The sequence below is a fragment of the Streptomyces sp. NPDC004542 genome (assembly GCF_040610035.1).
Lineage (GTDB): Bacteria > Actinomycetota > Actinomycetes > Streptomycetales > Streptomycetaceae > Streptomyces.
The window spans coordinates 1-24,219 of sequence record NZ_JBEXLP010000073.1; the positions used below are offsets into that span (position 1 = coordinate 1).

The 24,219-nt window shown below is 70.8% G+C and carries 22 protein-coding genes and 1 riboswitch; of the genes, 15 read left to right on the forward strand and 7 right to left on the reverse strand.

The window, feature by feature from the left end; all coding sequences use genetic code 11:
* Nucleotides 1–168: 168 nt before the first annotated feature.
* Nucleotides 169–960, forward strand: a complete 792-nt coding sequence (locus tag ABZX30_RS29095; protein WP_355938576.1) for a methyltransferase domain-containing protein — start codon at nt 169–171, stop codon at nt 958–960.
* 234 nt (nt 961–1,194) lie between these two features.
* On the opposite strand, the gene ABZX30_RS29100 is transcribed toward ABZX30_RS29095, so the two are convergent.
* On the reverse strand, nt 1,195–2,430 hold the full coding sequence (locus tag ABZX30_RS29100) for an O-antigen ligase family protein (RefSeq protein WP_355938578.1): 1,236 nt from the start codon (nt 2,428–2,430) through the stop codon (nt 1,195–1,197).
* Nucleotides 2,431–2,871: 441 nt separating this feature from the next.
* Here ABZX30_RS29100 and ABZX30_RS29105 point away from each other — a divergent pair, with 441 nt between their 5' ends.
* Complete coding sequence (locus tag ABZX30_RS29105; protein WP_355938580.1) at nt 2,872–3,894, forward strand: glycosyltransferase family 4 protein; 1,023 nt, start codon at nt 2,872–2,874, stop codon at nt 3,892–3,894.
* Complete coding sequence (locus ABZX30_RS29110) at nt 3,887–4,639, forward strand: WecB/TagA/CpsF family glycosyltransferase (RefSeq protein WP_355938582.1); 753 nt, start codon at nt 3,887–3,889, stop codon at nt 4,637–4,639. Before ABZX30_RS29105 ends, ABZX30_RS29110 begins: the two co-directional genes overlap by 8 nt.
* A gap of 328 nt (nt 4,640–4,967) precedes the next feature.
* Here ABZX30_RS29110 and ABZX30_RS29115 read toward each other — a convergent pair whose 3' ends face one another.
* From ABZX30_RS29115 to gcvT, 4 genes are all read right to left on the reverse strand, one after another.
* Nucleotides 4,968–6,335, reverse strand: coding sequence for an L-serine ammonia-lyase (locus tag ABZX30_RS29115; RefSeq protein WP_355938584.1), 1,368 nt, complete (start codon nt 6,333–6,335; stop codon nt 4,968–4,970).
* A gap of 55 nt (nt 6,336–6,390) precedes the next feature.
* Nucleotides 6,391–7,668, reverse strand: a complete 1,278-nt coding sequence (gene glyA, locus ABZX30_RS29120) for a serine hydroxymethyltransferase (RefSeq protein WP_355938586.1) — start codon at nt 7,666–7,668, stop codon at nt 6,391–6,393.
* A gap of 14 nt (nt 7,669–7,682) precedes the next feature.
* The gene (gcvH, locus tag ABZX30_RS29125; protein WP_355938588.1) at nt 7,683–8,060 is read right to left on the reverse strand and encodes a glycine cleavage system protein GcvH; all 378 of its coding nucleotides are present in this window, start codon (nt 8,058–8,060) and stop codon (nt 7,683–7,685) included.
* 125 nt (nt 8,061–8,185) lie between these two features.
* On the reverse strand, nt 8,186–9,313 hold the full coding sequence (gene gcvT, locus ABZX30_RS29130) for a glycine cleavage system aminomethyltransferase GcvT (RefSeq protein ID WP_355938589.1): 1,128 nt from the start codon (nt 9,311–9,313) through the stop codon (nt 8,186–8,188).
* 152 nt (nt 9,314–9,465) lie between these two features.
* Nucleotides 9,466–9,565, reverse strand: a riboswitch (glycine riboswitch).
* Nucleotides 9,566–9,736: 171 nt separating this feature from the next.
* On the opposite strand from gcvT, the gene ABZX30_RS29135 reads away from it, so the two are divergent.
* The 10 genes from ABZX30_RS29135 (at nt 9,737) to ABZX30_RS29180 (ending at nt 21,426) form a co-directional block, all read left to right on the forward strand.
* A complete protein-coding gene (locus ABZX30_RS29135; protein ID WP_355938635.1) occupies nt 9,737–10,429 on the forward strand; it encodes an AAA family ATPase in 693 nt (230 codons plus the stop codon).
* A gap of 75 nt (nt 10,430–10,504) precedes the next feature.
* Nucleotides 10,505–11,296: an enhanced serine sensitivity protein SseB gene (locus ABZX30_RS29140; RefSeq protein WP_355938591.1), complete on the forward strand. Its 792-nt coding sequence runs from the start codon at nt 10,505–10,507 to the stop codon at nt 11,294–11,296.
* A gap of 155 nt (nt 11,297–11,451) precedes the next feature.
* On the forward strand, nt 11,452–12,249 hold the full coding sequence (locus tag ABZX30_RS29145; RefSeq protein ID WP_355938593.1) for an enhanced serine sensitivity protein SseB C-terminal domain-containing protein: 798 nt from the start codon (nt 11,452–11,454) through the stop codon (nt 12,247–12,249).
* Nucleotides 12,250–12,592: 343 nt separating this feature from the next.
* Nucleotides 12,593–13,588 carry an ABC transporter permease gene (locus ABZX30_RS29150; protein ID WP_355938595.1) on the forward strand — a complete coding sequence of 332 codons (996 nt, stop codon included), beginning with the start codon at nt 12,593–12,595 and terminating at the stop codon, nt 13,586–13,588.
* Between the two features lie 92 nt (nt 13,589–13,680).
* Nucleotides 13,681–15,450 (forward strand): ABC transporter substrate-binding protein, encoded by a 1,770-nt coding sequence (locus ABZX30_RS29155; protein ID WP_355938597.1) that lies wholly within the window; start codon nt 13,681–13,683, stop codon nt 15,448–15,450.
* A gap of 126 nt (nt 15,451–15,576) precedes the next feature.
* Nucleotides 15,577–16,578, forward strand: coding sequence for an ABC transporter permease (locus tag ABZX30_RS29160; RefSeq protein ID WP_355938637.1), 1,002 nt, complete (start codon nt 15,577–15,579; stop codon nt 16,576–16,578).
* Nucleotides 16,575–17,672: an ABC transporter ATP-binding protein gene (locus tag ABZX30_RS29165; protein ID WP_355938599.1), complete on the forward strand. Its 1,098-nt coding sequence runs from the start codon at nt 16,575–16,577 to the stop codon at nt 17,670–17,672. The genes ABZX30_RS29160 and ABZX30_RS29165 overlap by 4 nt, the downstream gene beginning before the upstream one ends.
* Nucleotides 17,673–17,707: 35 nt before the next feature.
* The gene (locus ABZX30_RS29170; RefSeq protein ID WP_355938601.1) at nt 17,708–19,225 is read left to right on the forward strand and encodes a dipeptide ABC transporter ATP-binding protein; all 1,518 of its coding nucleotides are present in this window, start codon (nt 17,708–17,710) and stop codon (nt 19,223–19,225) included.
* A gap of 97 nt (nt 19,226–19,322) precedes the next feature.
* Nucleotides 19,323–20,714: a M1 family metallopeptidase gene (locus ABZX30_RS29175; RefSeq protein WP_355938602.1), complete on the forward strand. Its 1,392-nt coding sequence runs from the start codon at nt 19,323–19,325 to the stop codon at nt 20,712–20,714.
* A gap of 55 nt (nt 20,715–20,769) precedes the next feature.
* A complete protein-coding gene (locus tag ABZX30_RS29180) occupies nt 20,770–21,426 on the forward strand; it encodes a trimeric intracellular cation channel family protein (protein ID WP_355938604.1) in 657 nt (218 codons plus the stop codon).
* Here ABZX30_RS29180 and ABZX30_RS29185 read toward each other — a convergent pair.
* Nucleotides 21,335–22,576, reverse strand: a complete 1,242-nt coding sequence (locus ABZX30_RS29185) for an alpha/beta hydrolase-fold protein (protein WP_355938606.1) — start codon at nt 22,574–22,576, stop codon at nt 21,335–21,337. The genes ABZX30_RS29180 and ABZX30_RS29185 overlap by 92 nt on opposite strands.
* Nucleotides 22,577–22,733: 157 nt before the next feature.
* Here ABZX30_RS29185 and ABZX30_RS29190 point away from each other — a divergent pair, with 157 nt between their 5' ends.
* The gene (locus tag ABZX30_RS29190; protein ID WP_355938608.1) at nt 22,734–23,594 is read left to right on the forward strand and encodes a thioesterase family protein; all 861 of its coding nucleotides are present in this window, start codon (nt 22,734–22,736) and stop codon (nt 23,592–23,594) included.
* Here the strand turns inward: ABZX30_RS29190 and ABZX30_RS29195 are convergent.
* Nucleotides 23,581–23,811: a hypothetical protein gene (locus ABZX30_RS29195; RefSeq protein WP_355938610.1), complete on the reverse strand. Its 231-nt coding sequence runs from the start codon at nt 23,809–23,811 to the stop codon at nt 23,581–23,583. The two genes, ABZX30_RS29190 and ABZX30_RS29195, sit on opposite strands and share 14 nt — an antisense overlap.
* A 184-nt stretch (nt 23,812–23,995) precedes the next feature.
* Between ABZX30_RS29195 and ABZX30_RS29200 the strand changes: the two genes are divergently transcribed.
* A complete protein-coding gene (locus ABZX30_RS29200; protein WP_355938612.1) occupies nt 23,996–24,187 on the forward strand; it encodes a hypothetical protein in 192 nt (63 codons plus the stop codon).
* The last annotated feature ends 32 nt before the right edge of the window (nt 24,188–24,219 follow it).

A 24,219-nucleotide genomic window follows, 5' to 3' on the forward strand; every position in this document is an offset into this window, starting at 1 on the left:
CGTCGGGGACGCCGCCAAGGCACAGCGCGTCCTCGGCTGGAAGCCCGCCACCCACGCCCCCGAACTGGCCCGCCTCATGGTCGACGCCGAACTCGACTCGATCCTGCGGTCCTCCATCCCCGACAAGCCGCGCCGGGCGGCGGTGGCCGTCGGCGGCAGGGTGACCGTATGACCGCCTCGTGCGGGATCTGCGACGGCACCACGCGCATCACCCACCGTGCCACCGTGCTCGGACGCCACGAGGCCACGTACCGCATGTGCGACGCGTGCGCCTACTGGTTCGTCGACGAGCCGCACTGGCTGGACGAGGCCTACGCGGAGGCCGTGGCGGCCGTCGACACCGGTGTCGTACAGCGGAACCTGCACCTGTACCCGCGGCTGGCCTCGGTGCTGGTCCGCCTGTTCGGCCCCACCGGCGTGTACGTCGACTACGGCGCCGGATACGGACTGCTGGTCCGGTTGCTGCGCGACGTCGGCCTGGACGTCTACTGGCAGGACGCCCACTGTCAGAACCTGTTCGCCCGTGGCTTCGAGTGGGACGGCAGCCGGCGGGGAGCCGCCGCCGCGGTCACCGCGGTCGAGGTGATGGAGCACGTGACCGATCCGCTCGCCTTCGTCGACGCCTGCCTGCGGGAGACCGGAGCGCACTCGCTCGTCTTCACGCAGCACCTGCACGACCTCAGCGCCGATCCGTCATGGTGGTACCTGGCACCGGAAACCGGCCAGCACATCTCCTTCTACGCGCCCCGGACGATGCGTGTCCTCGCCGAGCGCCTGGGCATGACGTACCACGGGGCCGGCACACTGCACCTGCTGACGAAGCGGAACTTCCGTCAAGGGGCCCTGTCGCGTTCCGTACGACTGCACCGTCTGTCCTACCCGCTGCTCAGGTGCCGGCTGCGCTCGCGTGTGATGCCGGACCACCGGCTCCTCGCCCACCGCACCTGCTCCACCGGCTGAACGGCCCGCTACCCGTGGCGGTGACCTGCCGTCAGCGCCACAGGCGACCCCGCGCAGCGTCGTCGCGGCGGTGCCCCGCGCGTTCCAGGACGCCGACCGGCTACCCCGGCCGGCGGTCCGCCGTCCGCCGCGGTCCTGCCCGGACCGACGGCAGGCCGCCGGGGGCAGTCTCGGATCTCTGACGGCCGCACGGGATTCTGCGGGTCGTCGCGGAGGGGCGCGCGCAACGGCAGATCACGCGGGAAGGCCGGGTACCGGCGCACCAGGGCTGCGGGACGGGCTCCGGCCTCTCGTGCCGCCCGGAGCGGCAGGCCGCTGGGCGATGAGGCGCATGCGCCCGCCGGTGCCGGCGCGATGGTCGCCCTCGTCGCCCCGGTCCACCCCCACCAGCGCGTATGCGCAGGCGAGGACCAGCCAGGAGGGAAGCCCGATGAACGTGGTCTCGAAGGCGACATTGGTGAAGGCGGTGACGCAGACACCGACGGTCGCCCCGAACCAGGAGGCGGCGGCCGGACGGTGCCGGGCCCGCCAGGTCCGGCGCAGGGTCGCGGCAACGAGCAGGATGAAGCCGAGTCCCGCCGGCCAGCCGAGATAGTAGACGTATCCGATGAAGGAGTTGTGCGGCCCGGATCTCTCCACGCCCGGAAACCCGAATCGTTCCACCTCGATGGGGTTTCCCGCCCCGGCGCCGAAAAACGGCTCCCGGCACGCCGCGCGAAGGGCCGCCCGCCACATCTCCAGTCGCAGTCCGACGTTCGCACCGGCCTCGGTGTGCACGTCCGCCGAACTCGACAACCGCGTCATGAGGCCCCCGACCACGGGCATGTCGGACAGCTGCCGGCCGGAGAGGGAGAACGAGAGCAGGGCGATCACCCCGAGAGTCGCGAGGAACCAGTAGATGACCGGCCAGCGGATGACACGTCGGCGGCTCGGTCTGCCGGCGACGGTGGTCGCACAGACAGCCGCGACAACGGCCAGGACAGGGCCCCGCTTGCTCGCCAGGGCGGCCAGCAGGGCGACCCCGGTCAGTGTCCACAGCAACAGCCGGCTGTTTCCCGCGTACCGCGACTGGACCCCGAATGCGCCGGCGATCGCCAGGTAGAGGCCCGACGCTGCGGAGATCGTCGGGATGTGCAGGGCCCATGACAGGAGGAGTCCGAAGGTCGGTACGTACAGCACCCATCGCCGGCGGAGGGATTCCTGGACGGGCCGAGTGAGAAGCCAGGTCGCGGCAAGCCACCCGAAGAGGGGGTACAGCCCCAGGATCCCGCCCTTGAGGGGATCGGGATACCCCGCTTCGATCCCGCGGTACACCGCCTGGGCCGACGCGACGGCGAGCCCCGCGGCGACCGCCCGGAACCAGCGCAGCCGGGGCTCTGAGAACGCCCGGGGCCCCCACGTGTGCACGGTCACGAGCAGAGCGGAGAAAGCCAGGACGTCCATGAGGTAGACCGAGGAAACGCCTACCATCGCGTATTCCCTGTTCAGCAGAAAGAGCGGTGCCAGGCAGGACACCCAGAGCAGCCAGCCCGCTCCGCGAACGCACAGGGCGACCACGATGCCCGACGCAACACAGACCGCGGCGCAGACGAAAAGGAACAGGGGAATGTCAGAGGTCACGCCGACAGCGCTTCCTTTCGAAGATCAGCCCATTGAATCAGGAAGTACGCAATGGCTCATTCAACGGCTCGACCGTAAGTATCGTATGAGTAATATGGATCGAGACGTGTTGCACTGGCCTTCCGTACCGGCCGAGTGATTCGGTATCTTTCCCATAATTCCACCCCGACTCCCGAATCCCGCATCACATACTCCGAGGCATGGGGAATGTTTCTCATCCGCCCAAGGTTTCCGCGCCGCCCCGCCCGTCCGGCCGTCCTGGTCTTCCGGCACAGTCCACGTCTGGGCGGTATGGGCCGAGCAGCCGAGTTCTTCACGCCCCTGCTGACGAGCCACTGCCATGTGTCGGCGGTCATCTCGCTCTCGGCGAACCGGGGCCGGTCGGAGAGGTTCGCGGCCTCCTGGCCCGCCAAGGCCCGCGCCACCGCGGCGGCCCTGGGCGCGTGCGCGTACCGGCTGACCAGGCGCACCCAGACAGCCGTCTACCTGCCGGTCTCGCAGTGGGGCCCCCAGCTGCTTCGTGACGCGGTCCTGGTCGGCATGGCCCGGGCGGTCCGCTGCACCGTGGTTCTGCATCTGCACGGCGCGCAACTGCCCGCGAGGCTCCCCGCGAACCGGACGCTGCGGGCGCTGCTGGGCGGGGCGCACTGGATGGTCCTCAGCGAGGCGGTCGCGGCCCAACTGCTGACCAGCGGCTGCCGTACGGCGTCGGTCACGGTGCTGCGCAATCCCGCGCTCCCGGCGGTGTCGCCGGCCGCGGCAGGCCCCTCTCACAGGTCCGGTGTGCTGCGCGTCGGCTGGCTCGGCACGATGACCCGGCGCAAGGGTTTCGACCTGGTCTGCGGTGCGGTGAACAGGGCGCGGGCGCAGGGGCTCGAGGTCGAGTTCCGGGTCGCCGGCATGCGCTGTGACGTACCCGTCGGGGACATGGCGTGCGTCGACGAGGACCTGGGGGTCCTGGATGCGTCGGACACCCTGTCGTTCTGGACCGGGGTCGACGCGTTCGTCCTTCCGGCCCGCTGGGTCGAGGGTCTTCCCTTCGTCCTGCTCGAGGGACTCCAGGCGGGCTGCGCCGTGGCCGCGACCCCGTCTCCGGGATGCGCCGAGCTCTTCGAGCGGGGATGCGTGGAGCCCGTCGAGGCCTCGGCGGAGTCCGTGACCCGGTTCTTCACGGCGTGCCGGGACGACCTGGAGGGAATCCGGCGGCGCCAGCAGAAGGCATGGCAGGAGCTGCGGCCTCGGTACGAACCCGGCCGCATCGAGGAGGAGTTCGTGCGGTTCTGGCAGAACCTGGGTCTGGGCCGGCATGACTGAGGGCCCGGGCCGGCCGGTCACGGTGTGCGGGCTGCCCGTCCACCCGCTGACCCTGGAGGCGTCGGTGGCGGCCGCCCAGGCGCTGATCGCGAGCGGCGGCCCCCACCAGCACGTCGTGCTGAACGCGGCCAAGGTCGTCAAGGCGCACGACGACCCGGAGCTGGCGCGGATCATCCGGTCGTGCTCGCTCGTCAACGCGGACGGGCAGTCGGTCGTGTGGGCCGGGCGCCTGCTCGGAAGTCCGCTGCCGGAGCGGGTGGCGGGCATCGACTTCATGCTGGCGCTGTGGCGCACGGCCGCGCGCCAGGGGTACCGCGTCTACCTGCTGGGCGCCGAGCCGGAGGTGGTCGCACGGACCGCGCGCATCGCCGCCGCGCGGGGGGTCGAGGTCGTCGGGCACCGGGACGGCTACTGGGACGAGGCGGAGGAGGAGGCGGTGGTGACGGCCGTCCGCGAGACCCGCCCGGACATCCTCTTCCTCGCCGTACCGAGTCCACGCAAGGAGTACTTCCTCGCGCGCCGGCAGCAGGACCTGGGCTGCGCCCTGGTGGTCGGCGTCGGCGGCTCCTTCGACGTGGTGGCGGGGCTGCGCAGCAGGGCACCGCGGTGGATGCGCAGGGCCGGGCTGGAATGGTTCCACCGGATGGTCCAGGAGCCGCGCCGGATGTTCCTGCGCTACGCCGTGGGCAACGTCCGGTTCATCGCGCTCACCGCCGCCCACTGGGCGCGTCGGGCAGACCGGTGAGCGGCGGGGGTGACCCGGGTGACCGGGTTGGTTTGGTACAACCGCGTAGCACAGCCCGGCATGATCCCCAGCGGGCTCGTCATGCGGAGGTCCCGCTCCCCACACGGATTCGCTCCACCATCCGGGACGGTCTCAGCACCGTCTCCATCGGCCCGGAGCCGACCCCATGATGAACGCCGACGGAGGGCGCTTGGCGAGGGACGTCCCAGGGACTCTTCAGGGACTTTCACGCCGGTCCCAGGGAGCTTTCAGGGACTTTCCGCCGCGTGAGCAGGGAAGGCCCCGACAGCGCTGAAAGGTACGAACGCGCTGCTCAGGGCTCATTTCCCTAGCATTCGATGATGTTCACCGCCAGCCCGCCCCGGGCCGTCTCCTTGTACTTGACGGACATGTCGGCGCCGGTGTCCTTCATGGTCTTGATGACCTTGTCCAGGGACACCTTGTGGGAGCCGTCGCCCCGCATCGCCATGCGGGCGGCCGTGACCGCCTTGACCGCGGCCATGCCGTTGCGCTCGATACACGGGATCTGCACCAGGCCGCCGACCGGGTCGCAGGTGAGGCCGAGGTTGTGCTCCATGCCGATCTCGGCGGCGTTCTCCACCTGCTCGGGGCTGCCGCCGAGGACCTCGGCGAGGGCGCCGGCCGCCATGGAGCAGGCGGACCCCACCTCGCCCTGGCAGCCGACCTCGGCGCCGGAGATGGAGGCGTTCTCCTTGAAGAGCATGCCGATGGCTCCCGCGGCGAGCAGGAAGCGGACCACGCCCTCCTCGTCGGCGCCGGGGACGAAGTTGACGTAGTAGTGCAGGACGGCCGGGATGATGCCGGCCGCGCCGTTCGTGGGCGCGGTGACCACCCGGCCCCCGGCCGCGTTCTCCTCGTTCACGGCCATCGCGTAGAGCGTGATCCACTCCATCGCGCGGGCCGACGGCTCGCCCTCGGCGCGCAGTTGACGGGCGGAGACGGCGGCCCGGCGGCGGACCTTCAGGCCGCCCGGCAGGATGCCCTCGCGGGTCATGCCGCGCGCCACGCAGGCCTGCATCACCCGCCAGATGTCGAGCAGGCCGGCGCGGATCTCCTCCTCGGTGCGCCAGGCGCGCTCGTTCTCCAGCATCAGGGCGGAGATCGACAGGCCCGTCTCGCCCGTCAGGCGGAGCAGCTCGTCGCCGGTGCGGAAGGGGTACTTCAGGACGGTGTCGTCGAGCCTGATGCGGTCCGCGCCGACCGCCTCCTCGTCGACCACGAAACCGCCGCCGACCGAGTAGTACGTCTTGGAGATCAGCTCCGCCCCGGCCGCGTCGTACGCCCGGAGCGTCATGCCGTTCGCGTGGTAGGGGAGGGCCTTGCGGCGGTGCAGCTTCAGGTCGTCGTCGAAGGCGAAGGCGATCTCGTGCTCGCCGAGGAGGTTCAGCCGCCGGGTGGTCCTGATCGCCTCGACCCGGTCGTCCGCGGCCTCCACGTCCACCGTGCGGGGCGAGGCGCCCTCCAGGCCGAGCAGCACCGCCTTCGGGGTGCCGTGGCCGTGGCCGGTCGCGCCGAGCGAGCCGTACAGCTCGGCGCGTACGGACGTGACGCACTGAAGCAGTCCCTCGTTGCGCAGGCGCCGCGCGAACATGCGGGCCGCGCGCATCGGGCCGACGGTGTGGGAGCTCGACGGGCCGATGCCGATCGAGAACAGGTCGAAGACCGAGATGGCCACGGGAACTCCTCCTCAGAGGGTGGGGGCACACGCCGTCGGGTGCCCCCACCGGGAACTACTGGTTCAGGCCGGGGTACAGCGGGTGCTTGGCGGCCAGCGCCGTGACCCGGGCCTTCAGGGCCTCCACGCCGTCCCCCTGGAACGGGGCGGGCGCCGTCAGGGTCCGCGCGATCACGTCCGCGACCTCGGCGAAGTCCTCGGCCGTGAAGCCGCGGGTCGCGAGAGCCGGCGTGCCGATCCGCAGACCGGAGGTCACCATGGGCGGGCGCGGGTCGTTCGGGACCGCGTTCCGGTTGACCGTGATGCCGACCTCGTGCAGCCGGTCCTCGGCCTGCTGTCCGTCCAGCTCGGAGTGGCGCAGGTCGACCAGGACCAGGTGGACGTCCGTACCGCCGGACAGGACGCTCACCCCGGCCTCGCGGACGTCCGCCGCGCCGAGCCGCTCGGCGAGCAGCCGGGCACCCTCCAGCGTACGGCGCTGGCGCTCCTTGAACTCCTCGGAGGCGGCGACCTTGAAGGAGACCGCCTTGGCCGCGATCACGTGCTCCAGGGGGCCGCCCTGGAAGCCCGGGAAGACGGAGGAGTTCAGCTTCTTCGCGAAGTCCTTCTTCGCCAGGATGATGCCGCCGCGCGGGCCGCCGAGGGTCTTGTGGGTGGTGGAGGTGACCACGTCCGCGTACTCCACCGGGTTCGGGTGCAGCCCGGCGGCGACCAGGCCCGCGAAGTGCGCCATGTCGACCCACAGGTACGCCCCGGCCTCGTCGGCGATCCGGCGGAACTCGGCGAAGTCCAGCTGCCTCGGGTACGCCGACCAGCCCGCGATGATCACCTTGGGACGGTGCTCCTTGGCCAGCCGCTCCACCTCGGCCATGTCGACCAGGCCGGAGTCGTCGACGTGGTAGGCGACCACGTCGAACTGCTTGCCGGAGAAGTTCAGCCGCATGCCGTGGGTCAGGTGGCCGCCGTGGGCCAGGTCCAGGCCGAGGATGGTGTCGCCGGGCTGGGCCAGCGCGAACAGGGCGGCCTGGTTGGCGGAGGCACCGGAGTGGGGCTGCACATTGGCGTACTCCGCGCCGAACAGCTCCTTGAGGCGGTCGATGGCGATCTGCTCGGCGACGTCGACGTGCTCGCAGCCGCCGTAGTAGCGGCGGCCCGGGTAGCCCTCGGCGTACTTGTTGGTGAGGACCGAGCCCTGCGCCTCCATGACCGCGAGCGGGGCGAAGTTCTCCGAGGCGATCATTTCGAGCGTGGACTGCTGGCGGTTCAGCTCGGCGTCGACCGCGGCGGCGATCTCCGGGTCGAGCTCGTGCAGGGACGTGTTCAGGACAGTCATACGGCTACGACTCCTCAGCCGGCGTTCTGGGCGGTGTACTCGTCGGCGGAGAGCAGGTCGGCCGGCTCCTCGGTGACGCGGACCTTGAACAGCCAGCCGCCCTCGAAGGGGGCGGAGTTGACCAGCGACGGGTCGTCGACCACGTCCTCGTTGATCGCGGTGACCTCACCGGTGACCGGCGAGTACAGGTCGGACACCGACTTGGTCGACTCCAGCTCGCCGCAGGTCTCACCCGCGCTCACCGTGGAGCCGACCTCGGGGAGCTGGGCGTAGACGACGTCGCCGAGCGCGTTGGCCGCGAACTCGGTGATGCCGACCGTCGAGACGCCGTTCTCGGCGGCCGACAGCCACTCGTGCTCCTTGCTGTAACGCAGCTGCTGGGGGTTGCTCATGGCCTGAATTCTCCTGTACGCGCGGGAGTGCTGGTGAAGGGGGAACCCTGGAAACGTGTGTGATCAGGGGGAATGTGCGCGGGGTCACGTCCGGACGCCGGGACGCCGGGGCCCGCGCCCAGTGTCTACTTCTGGCGCTTGTAGAACGGCAGCGCCACGACTTCGTACGGTTCGTGACTGCCCCGGATGTCCACGCCGACGCCCGGTGTGCCCGGTGCCGCGTGCGCCGCGTCGACGTAGGCCATGGCGATGGGCCTGCCCAGCGTGGGGGAGGGCGCACCGGAGGTGACCTCGCCGATCACCGCGCCGCCGGCGACGACCGGGTACCCGGCGCGGGGGACCCGGCGGCCCTCGGCGACCAGGCCGACCAGTACGCGCGGCGGGTTCCGCTCGGCGCGCGCGGCGGCCTCGGCCAGCGCCTCGCGGCCCACGAAGTCCCCCTCCTTCCCGAACTTCACCACCCGGCCGAGCCCGGCGTCGAAGGGGGTGAGCGAGGTGGTCAGCTCGTGCCCGTACAGCGGCATGCCCGCCTCCAGGCGGAGCGTGTCCCGGCAGGACAGGCCGCAGGGCACCAGCCCGGCGCCCTCGCCGGCCTTGCTCAGCGCCTGCCACAGTTCGACGGCGTGCCCGGGCTGCACGAAGAGCTCGAAGCCGTCCTCGCCGGTGTACCCGGTGCGCGCGATGAGCGCGGGGACGCCGGCGACGGTGCCGGGCAGGCCGGCGTAGTACTTCAGGCCGTCGAGGTCGGCGTCGGTGAGGGACTTCAGGATGCCGGGGGACTCGGGGCCCTGGACGGCGATCAGGGCGTACGCGTCCCGGTCGTCGCGGACCTCGGCGTCGAAGCCGGCCGACCGCTCGGTCAGCGCGTCCAGCACCACCTGGGCGTTGGAGGCGTTCGCGACGACCATGTACTCCGTCCCGGCGAGCCGGTAGACGATCAGGTCGTCCAGGATGCCGCCGTCGGCCCGGCAGATCATGGTGTAGCGGGCGCGGCCCACGCCGACGGAGGCGATGTCGCCGACCAGGGCGTGGTTCAGGAAGGCGGCCGCCCCGGCGCCGGTCACGGTGATCTCGCCCATGTGGGAGAGGTCGAACAGCCCGGCCCTGGTGCGCACGGCGAGGTGCTCGTCGCGCTCGGAGCCGTAGCGCAGCGGCATGTCCCAGCCGGCGAAGTCGGTCATCGTCGCGCCCAGCGAGCGGTGCACGGCGTCGAGCGCGGTACGGCGGGGCTGGGCGGATTCGGTACTGCTCATCGGTCGGTCGTCTCCCAAGAAAGACAGGCGAGGTCGTTCCTCCCCATCTGTCATCGGGACCTGAGAGGTTCGCCATGATCCGCCCCGAGGGGGGGTCACGGCTTGCACCTTGGGTGGAGCCACTGACACAGCGGCCCGCTTTTCAGATGTGCCTCGCCCGCGCGGTGACGGGGCCTGAGAGATTCAAGGGAGGGACTTGCTCCTTCGGCGCCCCGGTGAAGCTGCTGCCGGGGACTCTCCCGCGCGGATTCAAACGGCCGGTATGCAGTTGGCGGGCTCATCATTGCATGCCTGGACCCCGCCCTCCAGAGCGAGCCGTTTGTGACCGGGCTGTGGCACTAAGCGCACGCGAACGGGAAACACCGTGTATTACCTTCTCTTTACATTCGGTGGGGAGAACCTTTCCTGACCACAGGGAGGACGATCACGGTGAACAGGACCCCGGCCGCCTGCGCCACGACCACGGGCGTCGCGGTGCCCCGGCAGCCCGCCGCCCTCCCGGCCCGCGAGCGGTGCCACGAGCGGTGCCACGAGCGCCCGGCACCCGTCGTCCGCGACCTGCGCGACCGCGCGGGGCGCAGCCCGCGCGGCCTGCTCTTCGGCCCCCGCGACCTGGTGGTGGTCACCGGTCTGCCCGGCAGCGGCAAGTCGACGCTGATGCACCGCGCGGTCCAGGGCCCGCGCATCGACTCCCAGGACGCCCGTGACCGCTGGGAGCGCCGTATGCCCCGCCTCCTGCCCTACGCGGTGTACCGCCCCCTGGTCCGGCTCGCCCACTACGCCGGACTGCGCCGCGCGCTGCGCACCGGCGAAGGGGTCGTGGTGCACGACTGCGGTACGCAGGCCTGGGTGCGGGCGTGGCTGGCCCGCGCGGCCCGCCGCCGGGGCGGCACGCTGCACCTGCTGCTGCTCGACGTCCCGCCCGCCACGGCCCGCGAGGGTCAGCGCGAGCGCGGCCGGGGCGTCTCCCGGTACGCGTTCCTGCGCCACCGCCGGGCGGCCGCCCGGCTGCTGCGCGCGGTGGAGCGGGGCGAACTGCCCCCGGGCTGCGGCTCGGCGGTGCTGCTCGACCGGAGCGCCGCCGACGTGCTGCACGGGATCGGTTTCGCGGGCTGAGCGGACCCGCCCGGCCGGCACCGGTACCCGCTAGCCTTTCAGCCACAACAGTTGGTCCCAGCAGGTGGTAGGCAGATGGACTTCCCGGCGGACTTTCCCGCGGACTTCCCGGCACAGACGCACCCCCATCCGCACAGCGGATGGCCCGGCAACGAACTGGAGGAGATGCTGTCGGCGTCGTTCGGCATCCCCTCGGCCGGCGGCCGGATCATCGAGGTGCTGGGCCGCAGCTTCCTCTGGGTCCCGCTGCCCAACGGCGGCGGCCCCGGCAGCGGCCCGCTCGACCTGCCGACGATGGAGCTCGACGGCCAGGCGTACGTGCCGGTGTTCAGCTCCGAGGAGCAGTTCCGCCAGGTCGTCGGTTCCCACATCGGGTACACCGTCGCCCCCGCCGTGGAGTTCGCCCGCGGTCTGCCCCCGCAGGTCGGCATCGTCGTCAACCCGGACGGCACGGTCGGTGTCCCGCTCCCGCCGCAGGCCGTGGCCGAGCTGTGCCGGGCCGGCCGCACCCCGCTCGACGGCCCCGCGAGCGGTGGGCGCGTCCGCCTGTTCGAACCCGACTGGCAGGACGACCCGGTCGACTTCCTCGCCGCCGCTTCCGCCGAGTTCGAGCGGATCGGGGTGGTCCGCACCGCCCGCCGCTGCCTGGCCGCCGTCGAGACGGACGACCCGGTCATGTTCGTAGGCGTCGAACTCTCCCAGTGGGAGGGCGACCTGCGCGCCCTGCCCCTGGACGCCCTGGGCAGGGCCCTCGGCACGGTCCCGGTGACATGGCCGGTCAACCTGGTCCTGCTGGACGTGACCGACGACCCGGTGGCCGACTGGCTGAGGACGACCGTGCGGCCCTTCTACCAGTACGGCGGCTGAAACACGCCGCCGAGGAGTCCGGGGCCGGGCCCGTACGCGCCCCGGGCGACGAGTCACACGCGTCCCGTACTCGCCGACGGACACCAAGCCGCGAGCTCCCGGGCGCTTAAGCTGTCTCCACACGCGGGGCGACTTCTCGAAGGGGCGGTAAACAGGTGAGCGCGAGCGGCACCGCTGCGACCGGACAGGTCGAGCACATGCTGCGCCAGGTGACGCCCGGGCGTTACGACGCCTACGAGGCACTCCTCAGGGCGCTCGCGACCCCCGCCTCCGGCCAGGTCTGGATGCTCCTGTGGCACGGCCAGGCCGGTTCCCCCGACGCCCAGTACGGGAACATGGAGGTGGACGGCTTCGGCTACGCGCCCTGCGTCACCTCCGCCCAGGAGCTGTCGGCCAGTGGCTGGAACCGCTCGTACGAGGTGGTCGACGCGGTCGACGTGGCGCGCACGCTCTACCCGGACCACTACGGGCTCTGGCTCAATCCGCACGCCCCGGGCGGCGGTGTCGGCGTCCCCTGGCTCGACCTGCGCCGGATCGCCACCGGCCTGGACCGCCGGCCCGCCGGCCCGCTGCGCCTGACGGAACCCGGCATCGAGGTCCCGCAGTTCTACGCCCTGCTCGCGCAGAACGCCCACCGCACCCAGGCCGTCCGCTCGCTGCGCCGCGCCTGGGTGCAGCCCGCGCTCGGGGCGCCGTACCTCGCCATCGGACTGGACGTGTACGACACGTCGCCGCCCGCGGTGGACTCGGTGCGCGCCATGATGCAGCAGTCCATCGGGGCGGTCCCGGACGGGCTGCCGGTGTCGACGGTCGTGATGTCGGACGAGTACGACCCCGTCGTCATGTGGATGCGGCACCACGCCCGCCCCTTCTACGACCGCGAGGCACACGCGCCCGCCCAGCCGCCGCCGGCCGCCGGGTACGGCTATCCGCCGGCGCCCGGCGGTTACTGAGCCCCGGCCGACCCGCAGGCGGCATCCCTGTTCTGACGAGGCGTCACCGTGCCTGGTGTGGCCGAAGGGTGATCTTCGCGCGTAGACGGTGACGTAAGATCCCTTCATCGGTCGAATGTCCTCTTCGCCCCCGTCCGCCCCCCGTTACCCACTGTCCGGATAACGGAACCCTCCTGCCCGCATCACGTTTACGCATCCATTCGCTGCCAACTCTGGCAACTGATCGCCAAAGCGTTGAAGACTCCCGATCCAGGGGCCTTCACCCCTGTACGACGGACTGTTGACGCCGCTACCGCGGCAAGTGCGCCCCGGCTACAGCCGGTTTGAGAGGGGTCCCTGCCAGATGACGGCACCATTGCACGAGCCGACTGCGGAAGCGGCCCCGATCGCGCCGCCGGAGACGGGCGTCGGCAGGAAGATCGAGGGCCGGTCGCTCAAGCAGATCGCCTGGCACCGTCTGAAGCAGGACAAGCTGGCGCTCGCGGGCGGCATCACCGTCGTCGTCCTCGTGCTGGTCGCGGTGTTCGCCCCGCTGATCGTGTCCCTGCTGGGCCACCCCCCGAACGAGTTCCACCAGGACGAGCTGGACGAGCTGACCAACCTCCCCAAGGGCGCATGGGGCGGGGTGAGCGGCGACTACCTCTTCGGTGTCGAACCCAACAAGGGCCGCGACGTGTTCAGCCGCATCGTCTACGGCGCCCGCATCTCCCTGCTCGTCGCCTTCCTCGCCGCCGTCGTCGCGGTGGTGTTCGGCGCGCTGTTCGGCATCATGGCCGGCTACTTCGGCGGCTGGGTCGACTCGCTGATCAGCCGCACCATGGATCTGCTGCTGTCCTTCCCGCAGTTGCTGTTCATCATCTCCCTCGTCTCGGTCCTGCCCGACGACCTGCTGGGCCTGACCGGCACGAGCGTCCGCGTCGGCATCCTCGTCGTCGTCATCGGATTCTTCGGCTGGCCGTACGTCGGCCGCATCGTCCGCGGCCAGACGCTGAGCCTGAGGGAACGCGAGTACATCGAGGCCGCGCGGAGCCTGGGCGGCGGCAGCCGGTACATCCTCTTCAAGGAACTGCTGCCCAACCTGGTGGCGCCGATCCTGGTCTACGCGACCCTGATGATCCCGACCAACATCCTCACCGAAGCCGCCCTCAGCTTCCTCGGCGCGGGCGTCCGGCCGCCGACCGCGTCCTGGGGCGGCATGCTCCGCGACGCGCTGCAGACGTACGAGCACGACCCGATGTTCATGGTGTTCCCGGGCGCCACGATCTTCATCACCGTCCTCGCCTTCAACCTCTTCGGCGATGGCCTGCGCGACGCGCTGGACCCCAAGGGAACGCGCTGACCCACGACTTGCCCCTGCCGCACCGTCAGGTGGCTCTCTCCATGGTTCTCCGGCACAGGCCCGGGACCGCGAATCTCGGAGGTTACGAGAAAATGCCCACAGGTTTCCCGAAGCGGCGGCTCGCTGCTGGCGCAGCCCTCGTTGTCGCGGCGCTGGTGAGCACCACTGCATGCGGCGGGGGTGACGACGACGGCGACAGCAAGGACAAGGGGGCCGGCTTCAGCGCGGCGTTGAACAAGGTCGTCAACGCGTCCACCAAGAAGGGTGGGACGCTGAAGTTCATCGGCAAGCAGGACTTCGACTCCCTCGACCCGCAGCGCACGTACTACGGCATGACCTGGGACTTCATGCGGTTCTTCACCCGCACCCTGGTCACCTACGACACCAAGCCGGGTGCCGCGTCCAACAAGCTGGTCGGCGACCTCGCCACCGGTCCCGCCCAGGTCTCCGCCGACGGCAAGACCTACACCTACACGCTGCGTGACGGCCTGACCTGGGAGGACGGCTCCAAGCTGACCTCCAAGGACGTCAAGTACGGTATCGAGCGCCTGTGGGCGACCGACGTCATCACCGGCGGCCCGGCCTACATCCGCTCGACGCTCGACCCCAAGGGCGAGTACAAGGGCCCGTACAAGGACAAGTCCAAGGACAAGCTGGGCCTGAAGGCGATCCAGACGCCCGACGACCAGACCATCGTCTTCAAGCTGCCCAAGCCCAACGGTGACTTCGAGCAGTTCCTCGCCATGCCCTCCGGCGCGCCGGTGAAGGCGAGCAAGGACACCGGCGCCAAGTACACCCAGCAGCCGTTCTCCTCCGGCCCGTACAAGATCCAGTCGTACAACGCGGGCAAGAGCACGGTGCTGGTCCGCAACACCGCCTGGAACAAGGCTTCGGACCCGATCCGCCCGGCGCTGCCGGACAAGATCACGGTGACGATCTCCGCCAACCTGGAGGAGAACGACAAGAAGCTGATGGAAGGCGACTACGACGTCGACGTCAACGGCACCGGCATGACCCAGTCGGGACGCGTCACCGCCGTCCAGGACCACAAGGCGGACATCGACAACATCCAGACCTCCTTCGTCCGTTACGTGGCCCTCGTCCACCCTGCGAAGCCGCTGGACAACGTCCACTGCCGCAAGGCCGTCTTCTACGCCACCGACTTCAAGGGCCTGCAGCAGACCCGCGGCGGCGAGATCGCGGGTGGCGAGATCGCCAACTCCGTCTTCCCGAAGTCCATTCCGGGCTACAGCGACTACGACCCGTACGGCGTCGTGGCCCGCAAGGGCAAGCCGGACCTGGCCAAGGCCAAGGACGAGCTGAAGCAGTGCGGCAAGCCGGGCGGCTTCTCCACCAAGATCACCGCTCGTACGAACAACCCGGGTGAGGTCGACGCCGCCGAGGCGCTGCAGGAGCAGCTCGCCAAGGCCGGCATCAAGATCGAGGTCGACTCGATCGACGGTGCCCAGTCCTCCAGCATCACCGGCTCGCCGAAGGTCACGAAGTCGCGTGGCTACGGCATGGTGATGAGCGGCTGGGGCCCGGACTTCCCGACCGGCCAGGGCTACGGCCAGCCGCTGTTCGACAGCCGGTTCATCTTCGACAACGGCAACTACAACGAGTCGCAGATCAAGGACCCGAAGATCGACAAGCTCTTCGACCAGGCGATCGCGTCGACCGACCCGGCCAAGGCCAAGTCGCTGTACGAGGAGATGAACAAGCAGCTGCTCGACAACGCCGACTGGATGCCGTTCATCTACGAGAAGAACATCACCTGGCGCGGCCCGCGGCTGACCAACGTCTACTCGTCCGCCGCCTACAACGGCCGCTACGACTACGTCTCGCTGGGCGTCGTCAAGTAGTCGCCGCACCCCCGCAGTGATCGAACCCTTGCCGCCGAAACCCGCCAGTCCGAAGGGCAGGTGATGGCCCGGGCGGCGGCCGGGACCTCCCACGAGGAGGCCCTGGCCGCCGCCGGGCCGCGCACAGTGCTTGCTTATCTCATCCGGCGCCTGTTCGCCGTACTCATCATGGTGCTGGTCGTCCTGCTCGCGACCTTCACCGTCTTCTACATGCTGCCCAAGTGGGCGGGCCAGGACATCGCCGTCCTCTTCGCGGGCAAGGCCACCGGAGCCGCACAGATCGAGGGCATCCGCATCAAGCTCGGTCTCGACCAGCCGCTGCTCGTGCAGTTCTGGGACTTCGTCAAGGGCATCCCGCTGGGACGCGACTACGCCAACGGCAACGACGTCACCCACTGCCCGGCCCCCTGCTTCGGGTACTCCTTCGTCACCGAGAAGCCGGTGTGGGACACCCTCAAGGAGGCCATGCCGGTGACCGGCGCGCTCGCCGCCGGCGCCTGTGTCCTGTGGCTCGCGGCCGGTGTCGCCGCCGGTGTCGTCTCCGCGCTCAAGCGGGGCTCGGTCTGGGACCGCACCGCGATGGTCGCCGCCCTCGGCGGTGTGTCGCTGCCGGTCTTCTTCACCGGCATGGTCGCGATGGGCATCTTCGTGCACAGCCTCGGCTGGATCCACCTCCAGGACGACCTGAGCACCAGCGACTCCATCGGCACCTGGTTCGAGACGCTGCTGCTGCCCTGGATCGTGCTCGCCCTGCTGAACGCCGCCATGTACGCCCGGCTCACCCGGGCCACCATGCTGGAGGTGCTCGGCGAGGACTACATCCGCACCGCCCGCGCCAAGGGCCTGCACGAACGGACCGTCATCACCCGGCACGCGCTGCGTTCCGCGATGACCCCGATCCTCACGGTCTTCGGCCTGGACCTCGGCGCGCTGCTCGGCGGTGCCGTGCTGACGGAGTCCACCTTCAACCTCCCCGGCCTCGGTCTCGCCGCGGTGCAGGCCATCAGCAGCCACGACCTGCCGGTCATCCTCGGAGTGACCCTGTTCGCGGCCCTCGCGATCGCCCTCGCCAACCTCGCCGTCGACCTTCTGTACGCCGTCATCGACCCGCGAGTGAGGCTGGGATGACCGAACTGAACAAGACCGGAGCGGCCGTCGGCGAACCCGTCGCCACCCCGGCCGCTCCCACCGCCTTCCTCGAAGTGCGCGACCTGAAGGTGCACTTCCCCACCGACGACGGTCTGGTCAAGTCCGTCGACGGCCTCAGCTTCCAGCTGGACAAGGGCAAGACCCTCGGCATCGTGGGTGAATCGGGGTCCGGCAAGTCGGTCACCTCGCTCGGCATCATGGGGCTGCACACCACCGGCCAGTACGGCAAGCGGCGGGCACAGATCTCCGGCGAGATCTGGCTGGCCGGGACGGAACTCCTCTCGGCCGACCCCCGCGAGGTGCGCAGGCTGCGGGGCCGCGAGATGGCCATGATCTTCCAGGACCCGCTCTCCGCGCTGCACCCGTACTACACCATCGGCACCCAGATCGTGGAGGCCTACCGGACCCACCACGACGTCGACAAGAAGACCGCCCGCAAGCGGGCGGTCGAGATGCTCGACCGGGTGGGCATCCCGCAGCCGGACAAGCGCGTGGACAGCTACCCGCACGAGTTCTCCGGCGGTATGCGCCAACGCGCGATGATCGCCATGTCGCTGGTCAACAACCCCGAACTGCTCATCGCGGACGAGCCCACGACCGCCCTGGACGTGACGGTCCAGGCGCAGATCCTGGACCTGATCCGCGACCTGCAGAAGGAGTTCGGCTCCGCGGTCATCGTCATCACCCACGACCTGGGCGTCGTCGCCGAGCTGGCCGACGACATCCTGGTGATGTACGGCGGCCGCTGTGTCGAGCGCGGCCCCGCGGAGAAGGTCTTCTACGAGCCCCGCCACCCCTACACCTGGGGCCTGCTCGGCTCGATGCCCCGCCTTGACCGGGAGCAGCAGGAGCGGCTGATCCCGGTCAAGGGCTCCCCGCCCTCCCTGATCAACATCCCGTCCGGCTGCGCCTTCAACCCGCGCTGCCCGTACGCGGACGTCCCGAAGGACAACATCACCCGCACGGTCCGCCCGGAGCTGACCGAGGTCGGCGGCCGGCACTGGGCCGCCTGCCACATGACGCAGGAGCAGCGGGAGCGGATCTGGACCGAAGAGATTGCGCCGAAGCTGTGAGCGAGAACGCAGAGGACAACGCAGAGGACAACGCAGTGAGCATCCCTGCCCAGGGCGACGGCGCGGGGGCCGGGTCCACGGAGGCGGACTCCGGTACCGCCACCCTCACCAAGGACGTCGCCCCCGGCGAGATCCTGCTGAAGGTGACCGGGCTGCGGAAGCACTTCCCCATCAAGAAGGGCCTCTTCCAGCGTCAGGTCGGCGCTGTCCGGGCGGTCGACGGGCTCGACTTCGAGGTCCGCTCCGGTGAAACCCTCGGCGTCGTGGGCGAGTCCGGCTGCGGCAAGTCGACGATGGGCCGGCTGATCACCCGGCTGCTCGAGCCGACCGCCGGCACCATCGAGTTCCAGGGCCGGGACATCACCCACCTCGGGGTCGGCGGGATGCGCCCGCTGCGCCGCGACGTGCAGATGATCTTCCAGGACCCGTACTCGTCGCTGAACCCGCGGCACACCATCGGCACCATCGTCGGCGCACCCTTCCGGCTGCAGGGCGTCCAGCCCGAGGGCGGCATCAAGAAGGAGGTGCAGCGGCTGCTGTCGGTGGTGGGTCTCAATCCCGAGCACTACAACCGCTACCCGCACGAGTTCTCCGGCGGTCAGCGCCAGCGCATCGGCATCGCCCGCGCGCTCGCCCTGAAGCCGAAGCTGGTGGTGGCGGACGAGCCGGTGTCCGCGCTGGACGTGTCGATCCAGGCGCAGGTCGTGAACCTGATGGACGACCTCCAGGAGGAGCTCGGCCTCACGTACGTGATCATCGCGCACGACCTCTCGGTCGTCCGGCACGTCTCGGACCGGATCGCGGTGATGTACCTCGGCAAGATCGTGGAACTCGCCGACCGCACCTCGCTGTACGAGGCGCCGATGCACCCGTACACCAAGGCGCTGATGTCGGCGGTGCCGATCCCGGACCCCAGGCGCCGGGGCGCGAAGAGCGAGCGCATCCTGCTCCGGGGCGATGTGCCGTCCCCGATCTCGCCGCCGAGCGGCTGCCGCTTCCACACGCGCTGCTGGAAGGCCACGCAGATCTGCACGACGACCGAGCCGCCGCTCCTCGAGCTGAAGCCCGGCCAGCGGGTCGCCTGCCACCACCCGGAGAACTTCGCCGACCAGGCCCCGCAGGACACGGTGCTGCTGTCCGCCGCGAAGGAGGCCTCGGAGCTGGTTCCGGACGCGGTGCTGGAGGAGTCCGCGGAGACGTCGGCCGCCGTCGCCGCGGCGACGTCCGCCGGCGCGGCGACGGCACCCGACGCGGTGAAGGAGCCCGCGGCCGACGCCGACGCCGAGGCCCCGGCCGAGGAGGCCGCTGCCGAGGCCGAAGCCGAAGCCGTGGTTCCGGCCCCCCGGTCCGCCGAGGGCGGTGTTCCGGCCGGTGCGGGGATCGCCGGCGCGGTGAAGGAGCCCGCGGCCGGTGCCGAAGCCGAGGCCCCGGCCGAGGAGTCCGCTGCCGAGGCCGAGCGCCCGGCCGAGGAGCCCACCGCCTCCGCAGGGGCCGCCGACGCTCCCTCCGCCGGGCCGGCGGGGGCCGAGTCCCAGGAGTCAACCGAGAAGTAGCACATGACAAGTCGGCAAAGTCATGTACATGCATGAACGGGAGAGCGCAGAGTCGTCCGTGTCCGTCCACTGACCGGCACGCTCGAGAGGGACGACCATGGCACTCTCCCGTTCGGCACGTTTAGGAGCCGTAGCCACCGCTGCGGCCTCCTTCCTCTCCATCGCCGCTTCCTCCGCCCCCACCCCGGGCGCCGACGGCATCGGCGACAGCTACTTCCCGCGGCTCGGCAACGGCGGCTTCGACGCCCGTCACTACGACCTGTCCGTGGCCTACGATCCGGACACCGACCGCCTCGACGGCCGTACGACGCTCACGGCCCGAGCCACCCAGAACCTCTCCTCCTTCGACCTCGACCTGCAGAAGCTGGAGGTCACCCGGGTCGAAGTGAACGGCAGACGGGCCCAGTTCACCCGGGACGGCGACGAGCTGCGGATCACCCCGCGCGACCCCCTGCGCACGGGCCGCACCTTCACGGCCACCGTCACCTACGGCGGTGTGCCCGAGCCCCTCGGCGGCCCCATCGTCTTCGGTTCCGACTACGGCTGGATGAAGACCGCCGACGGCGTCTTCGTCGCCTGCGAACCCAACGCCGCCTCCACCTGGTTCCCGTCCAGCGACCACCCCTCCGACAAGGCCACCTACGACATCCGCGTCAAGGCGCCGAAGGGGCTGACCGCCGTCTCCAACGGCCGGCTGCTCTCGACGTACGACAAGGGCGGCTCGACGTACACCCACTGGCGGGAGAACAGGCCCATGGCCAGCTACCTCGCGACCGCCACCATCGGGAAGTTCGACGTGCGGACGGGGCGGACGCCCTCCGGCATCCCGGTCTACGTCGCCGTCGACCCGGTGCTCAAGAACAGCAACAGCGTCGACGTGTACGCCGTCACCGCCGCCGCCACCGACTACTGGTCCCGGATCTTCGGGCCGTACCCCTTCGAGGAGACCGGCGCGATCGTCGACGACATGCCCGAGGCCGGATTCTCGCTGGAGGTGCAGAGCAAGCCCGCCTACTCGGCCGTGCGCAACGAGTCGACGATCGTGCACGAGCTGGCCCACCAGTGGTTCGGTGACTCGGTCAGCGTGGCGCGGTGGAAGGACATCTGGCTGAACGAGGGCTTCGCCACCTACGCCCAGTGGCTGTGGGCGGAGCACCAGGGCACCCGTTCGGCGCACGACTCCTTCCTGGCCGGCTACGGCTCCCGCCCGGCCGATGCCGCCTTCTGGCAGACCAAGGTCGCCGACCCGCAGCACGACACCATGTTCGCCTCGGCCGTCTACCAGCGCGGCGCGATGACCCTCCAGGTCCTGCGCGAGCGGATCGGTGACAGGGCGTTCTTCCGGCTGCTGCCCGCCTGGACGGCGCTGCACCGGTACGGCAACGCCGACACCGCCGACTTCGTCCGCCTCGCCGAGAAGGTGAGCGGACAGCAGCTCGACGACCTCTTCCAGACCTGGCTGTTCAGCACAGGGAAACCGGCCCTGTGAGCCCGTGAGCCTCGCTTTGCAAGGCTCACGCTCCCTGACGGGTGAGAATGTCAGGGTGCTCCAGCAACTCTTCAGTCCCTCCGTCCAGCACACCCTCGATGTCGTCGGCATCTTCGTCTTCGCGATCTCCGGTGCGCTGCTGGCCGTCCGCAAGAACTTCGACGTCTTCGGCATCGCCGTCCTCGCCGAGGTCACCGCGCTGGGCGGAGGACTGTTCCGGGACCTGGTGATCGGGGCCGTACCACCGGCCGCGTTCACCGACCTGGGGTACTTCCTCGCCCCCCTGCTCGCCGCGCTCCTGGTGGTCTTCCTGCACCCGCACGTGGAGCGCATCCAGGCGGCGGTCAACGTCTTCGACGCGGCCGGCCTCGGCCTGTTCTGCGTGGCCGGCACGACCAAGGCGTACGACTACGGCCTCAACCTCACCTCGTCGGCGATCATGGGGCTGGCCACCGCCGTCGGCGGCGGTGTGCTCAGGGACGTGCTCGCCAACGAGGTGCCGTCGCTGCTGCGCTGGGACCGCGACCTGTACGCGGTCCCGGCGATCGTCGGCGCCACCATGATCGCGCTGTGCATCCACTTCGACACGCTGACCCCGTACACCACCGCTCTCGCCGTCGTCACCGCCTTCGTGCTGCGCCTGCTCGCGATGCGGTTCCACTGGCGAGCGCCGCGCGCGTGGAACCGCCGGTCGACGGTGTCCGAGGAGTAGTGCCGCCCGTGGCCGCCGTCCGCGGCCGGTTCTTGCCCATCTGGAGGGTCAGCCAGCGGAAGGACGGCACCACCTGCGGCCGCCACAGCGCCATGGTGTGGCCGCCGGCGCTGCGCGGCAGGAACACCACGTGCACCGTCGTCGGCGCCTTGGAGACCGCTTCCAGGGCCACGCCCGCCTGGTAGCCGTCCCCCGACTCGCCGGAGACGTACAGCGCGATCCGGGGCGGCACGGCCGACTTCCTCAGCAGCAGGTACGGATTGTTCGCCGCGCGCAGGGCCGGGGTCTGCGAGGCGAGCGAGTTGCGTTCGCCGATCGGGTCGTTGTACCCGGACAGGCTCACGGCGGCCCGGTAGCGGTCGGGATGGGCGACGGCCAGCTTGACCGCGCAGTGCGCGCCCGCCGAGTACCCGGCGACCGCCCAGCCGGACGGCGCGGGTTCGGCGCGGAAGTTGTCCATGACCATCGTGGGGACGTCGATGCTCAGCCAGCTGTCGGCGTTCACCGTGCCCGGGATGTCGGCGCAGCCCGTGTCCACCCCGGCCAGCAGGTTGGTGCGCGGCGCCACCAGGATGAACGGCGCGACGCGGCCGTCCTCCATCAGCGGGAGCAGCTGCTCGTGGGCCTTCAGCGAGCCGAACCAGGCCTTCGCCGAGCCGGGGTAGCCCGGCAGCAGCTCCACGACCGGGAACGTGCGGTGGCGGTAGGCGGGTTCGCCGTACTGCGGCGGGAGCCAGACGTAGACCTCGGCGTTCACACCCGACACCCGTCCCTTGAGCTGGGTGACGCGGACCCCGCCGGCCGCGCGCATACCGGGGCCGTCGGCGGGCCGGAAGGCCTGCCCGACCTTGGGCAGCCGCTTGAACGCTATGCCGCCGGTGCCGTCCCGGCCCAGGTCCGCGGCCTGCTGGACGTGGTTGCCGGTGCCGAGCAGGTCGGCCCAGTTGTCGTAGAGGCTGTTCGCGTTGTTGACGAGGACGAACACCAGCGTGACCGCGGTGCCCTGGGCGAACAGCAGCATCAGCACCCGGGCCGCGACGCGCAGCGCCTTGGGCCCCCGCATCCTCGACCACAGGACGAGCGGCAGCACGAGGGCGACGACGGACAGCACGACGGTGGTGTACAGGAACGCGGTCCCGGTGAGGCTCATGCCTTCATAGAGCGGGACCGGGGCCCCGGGGTTACGGACGTGTCCGGACACTTACCGAGAAATTGCCGGGATCTCACCTGACGGGCGGGATCCCGCCACGCTGTCTCATCTCCAGCCAAAGCTACCGCTTAGTAGTTGCCTGTTGTACGGTTCACCCATGCCAGAAGCAGCTTCCGCCCCCGTCACGCGCACCGCGACCGGCGCCGGCGAGTTCGACCGCGACACCGCGGTCACCAGGCGCGAGCCCGGGGTCTACGACATCGACCTCTCCGCCGGATGGACCATCTTCGGCGCCGTCAACGGCGGCTATCTGCTGGCCGTGCTCGGCCGTGCCCTCGCGGACGCCCTCCCGCACCCCGACCCCTTCACGATCTCGGCGCACTACCTCACCGCCTCCCGGCCGGGCCCGGCGGTCGTGCGGATCGAGACCGTCCGCGCCGGCCGCACCCTCTCCACCGGCCAGGCCTCCCTCTTCCAGTACGACGAGGCGGGCCACGAGGTCGAACGTATCCGCGTCCTTGCCTCCTACGGCGACCTCGGCTCCCTCCCCGACGACGTCCGTACGACGGCCACGCCGCCCGCGATCCCGCCCATGGACCAGTGCTTCGGCCCCGAGGACGGGCCGGTCCTGCTGGAGGGCGGTTCCGCCATCATCGACCGCCTGCTGCTCAAGTTGGACCCCGCCACCCTGGGCTGGGCCCTCGGCGCCCCCTCCGGCCGGGGCGAGATGCGCGCCTGGTTCGGCCTCGCCGACGGCCGGGACCCCGACCCCCTCGCCCTGCTGCTCGCGGTGGACGCGCTGCCGCCGACCGCCTTCGAGATCGGCCTGTCCGGCTGGGTCCCGACGGTCGAACTGACCGTGCACGTACGCCACCGCCCGGCCCCGGGCCCGCTGCGGGTGGCGATCACCACCCGCAACCTGGCCGGCGGCTTCCTCGAGGAGGACGCCGAGGTCTGGGACAGCACGGACCGTCTGGTCGCCCAGTCCCGCCAACTGGCCCGGGTCAGGCTCGGCTGAGAGGGATGCGGCCCGGCCGGGCCGCGAGCCGGGTGCGGGGGCCGGCGTCCTCGGGGGTCTCGATCGCGCGGGTGAAGGGGGTGCCCGGGGCGCGCCGCGGGCCGGGCCGTACGCGGCGGGCCGTGGTGAGGGCGGACTCGGCGAGTTCCGGGTCGCGTCCGTGCGGGTGGGCGGCCGCCTCGGCCAGGTCCCAGGTGTGCGTCACCAGGTCCCTCACGCAGCCGGAGAGGGCGGCGTGGCCGGGGACCTCGCCTCACGGCACCCGGGCCGGTACCGTCATCCGCTCGTCCCCCTCCCAGGCCCGGGCGCGTGCCCCCTCGTACACCGCCGCCCGGTCGGCGTCCCCGACACCGGCGGCGAACGGCCGGACCGCGAGTCCGTCGCCGCCCTCGCCGACCGCGGTGATCCGCCCGGTACGGGTGGGCCGGGTACGGGTGCGCCGGGTACGGGTGCGCCGTCAACGCCTCGGCATGTTCGTCCGCGCGGCCCGTCAACTGCTCGTGTTCGCGAACGAGTCGGAGGCCCTCGCGCCGCCCGAGGTGCGCGCCGGACTGCCGGCCGCGGTTCGTCCGGTCACAGGGCTGTACCGGTGAGCGGAGCCGGCTCGTGGCCGAAAGCCCTGGTG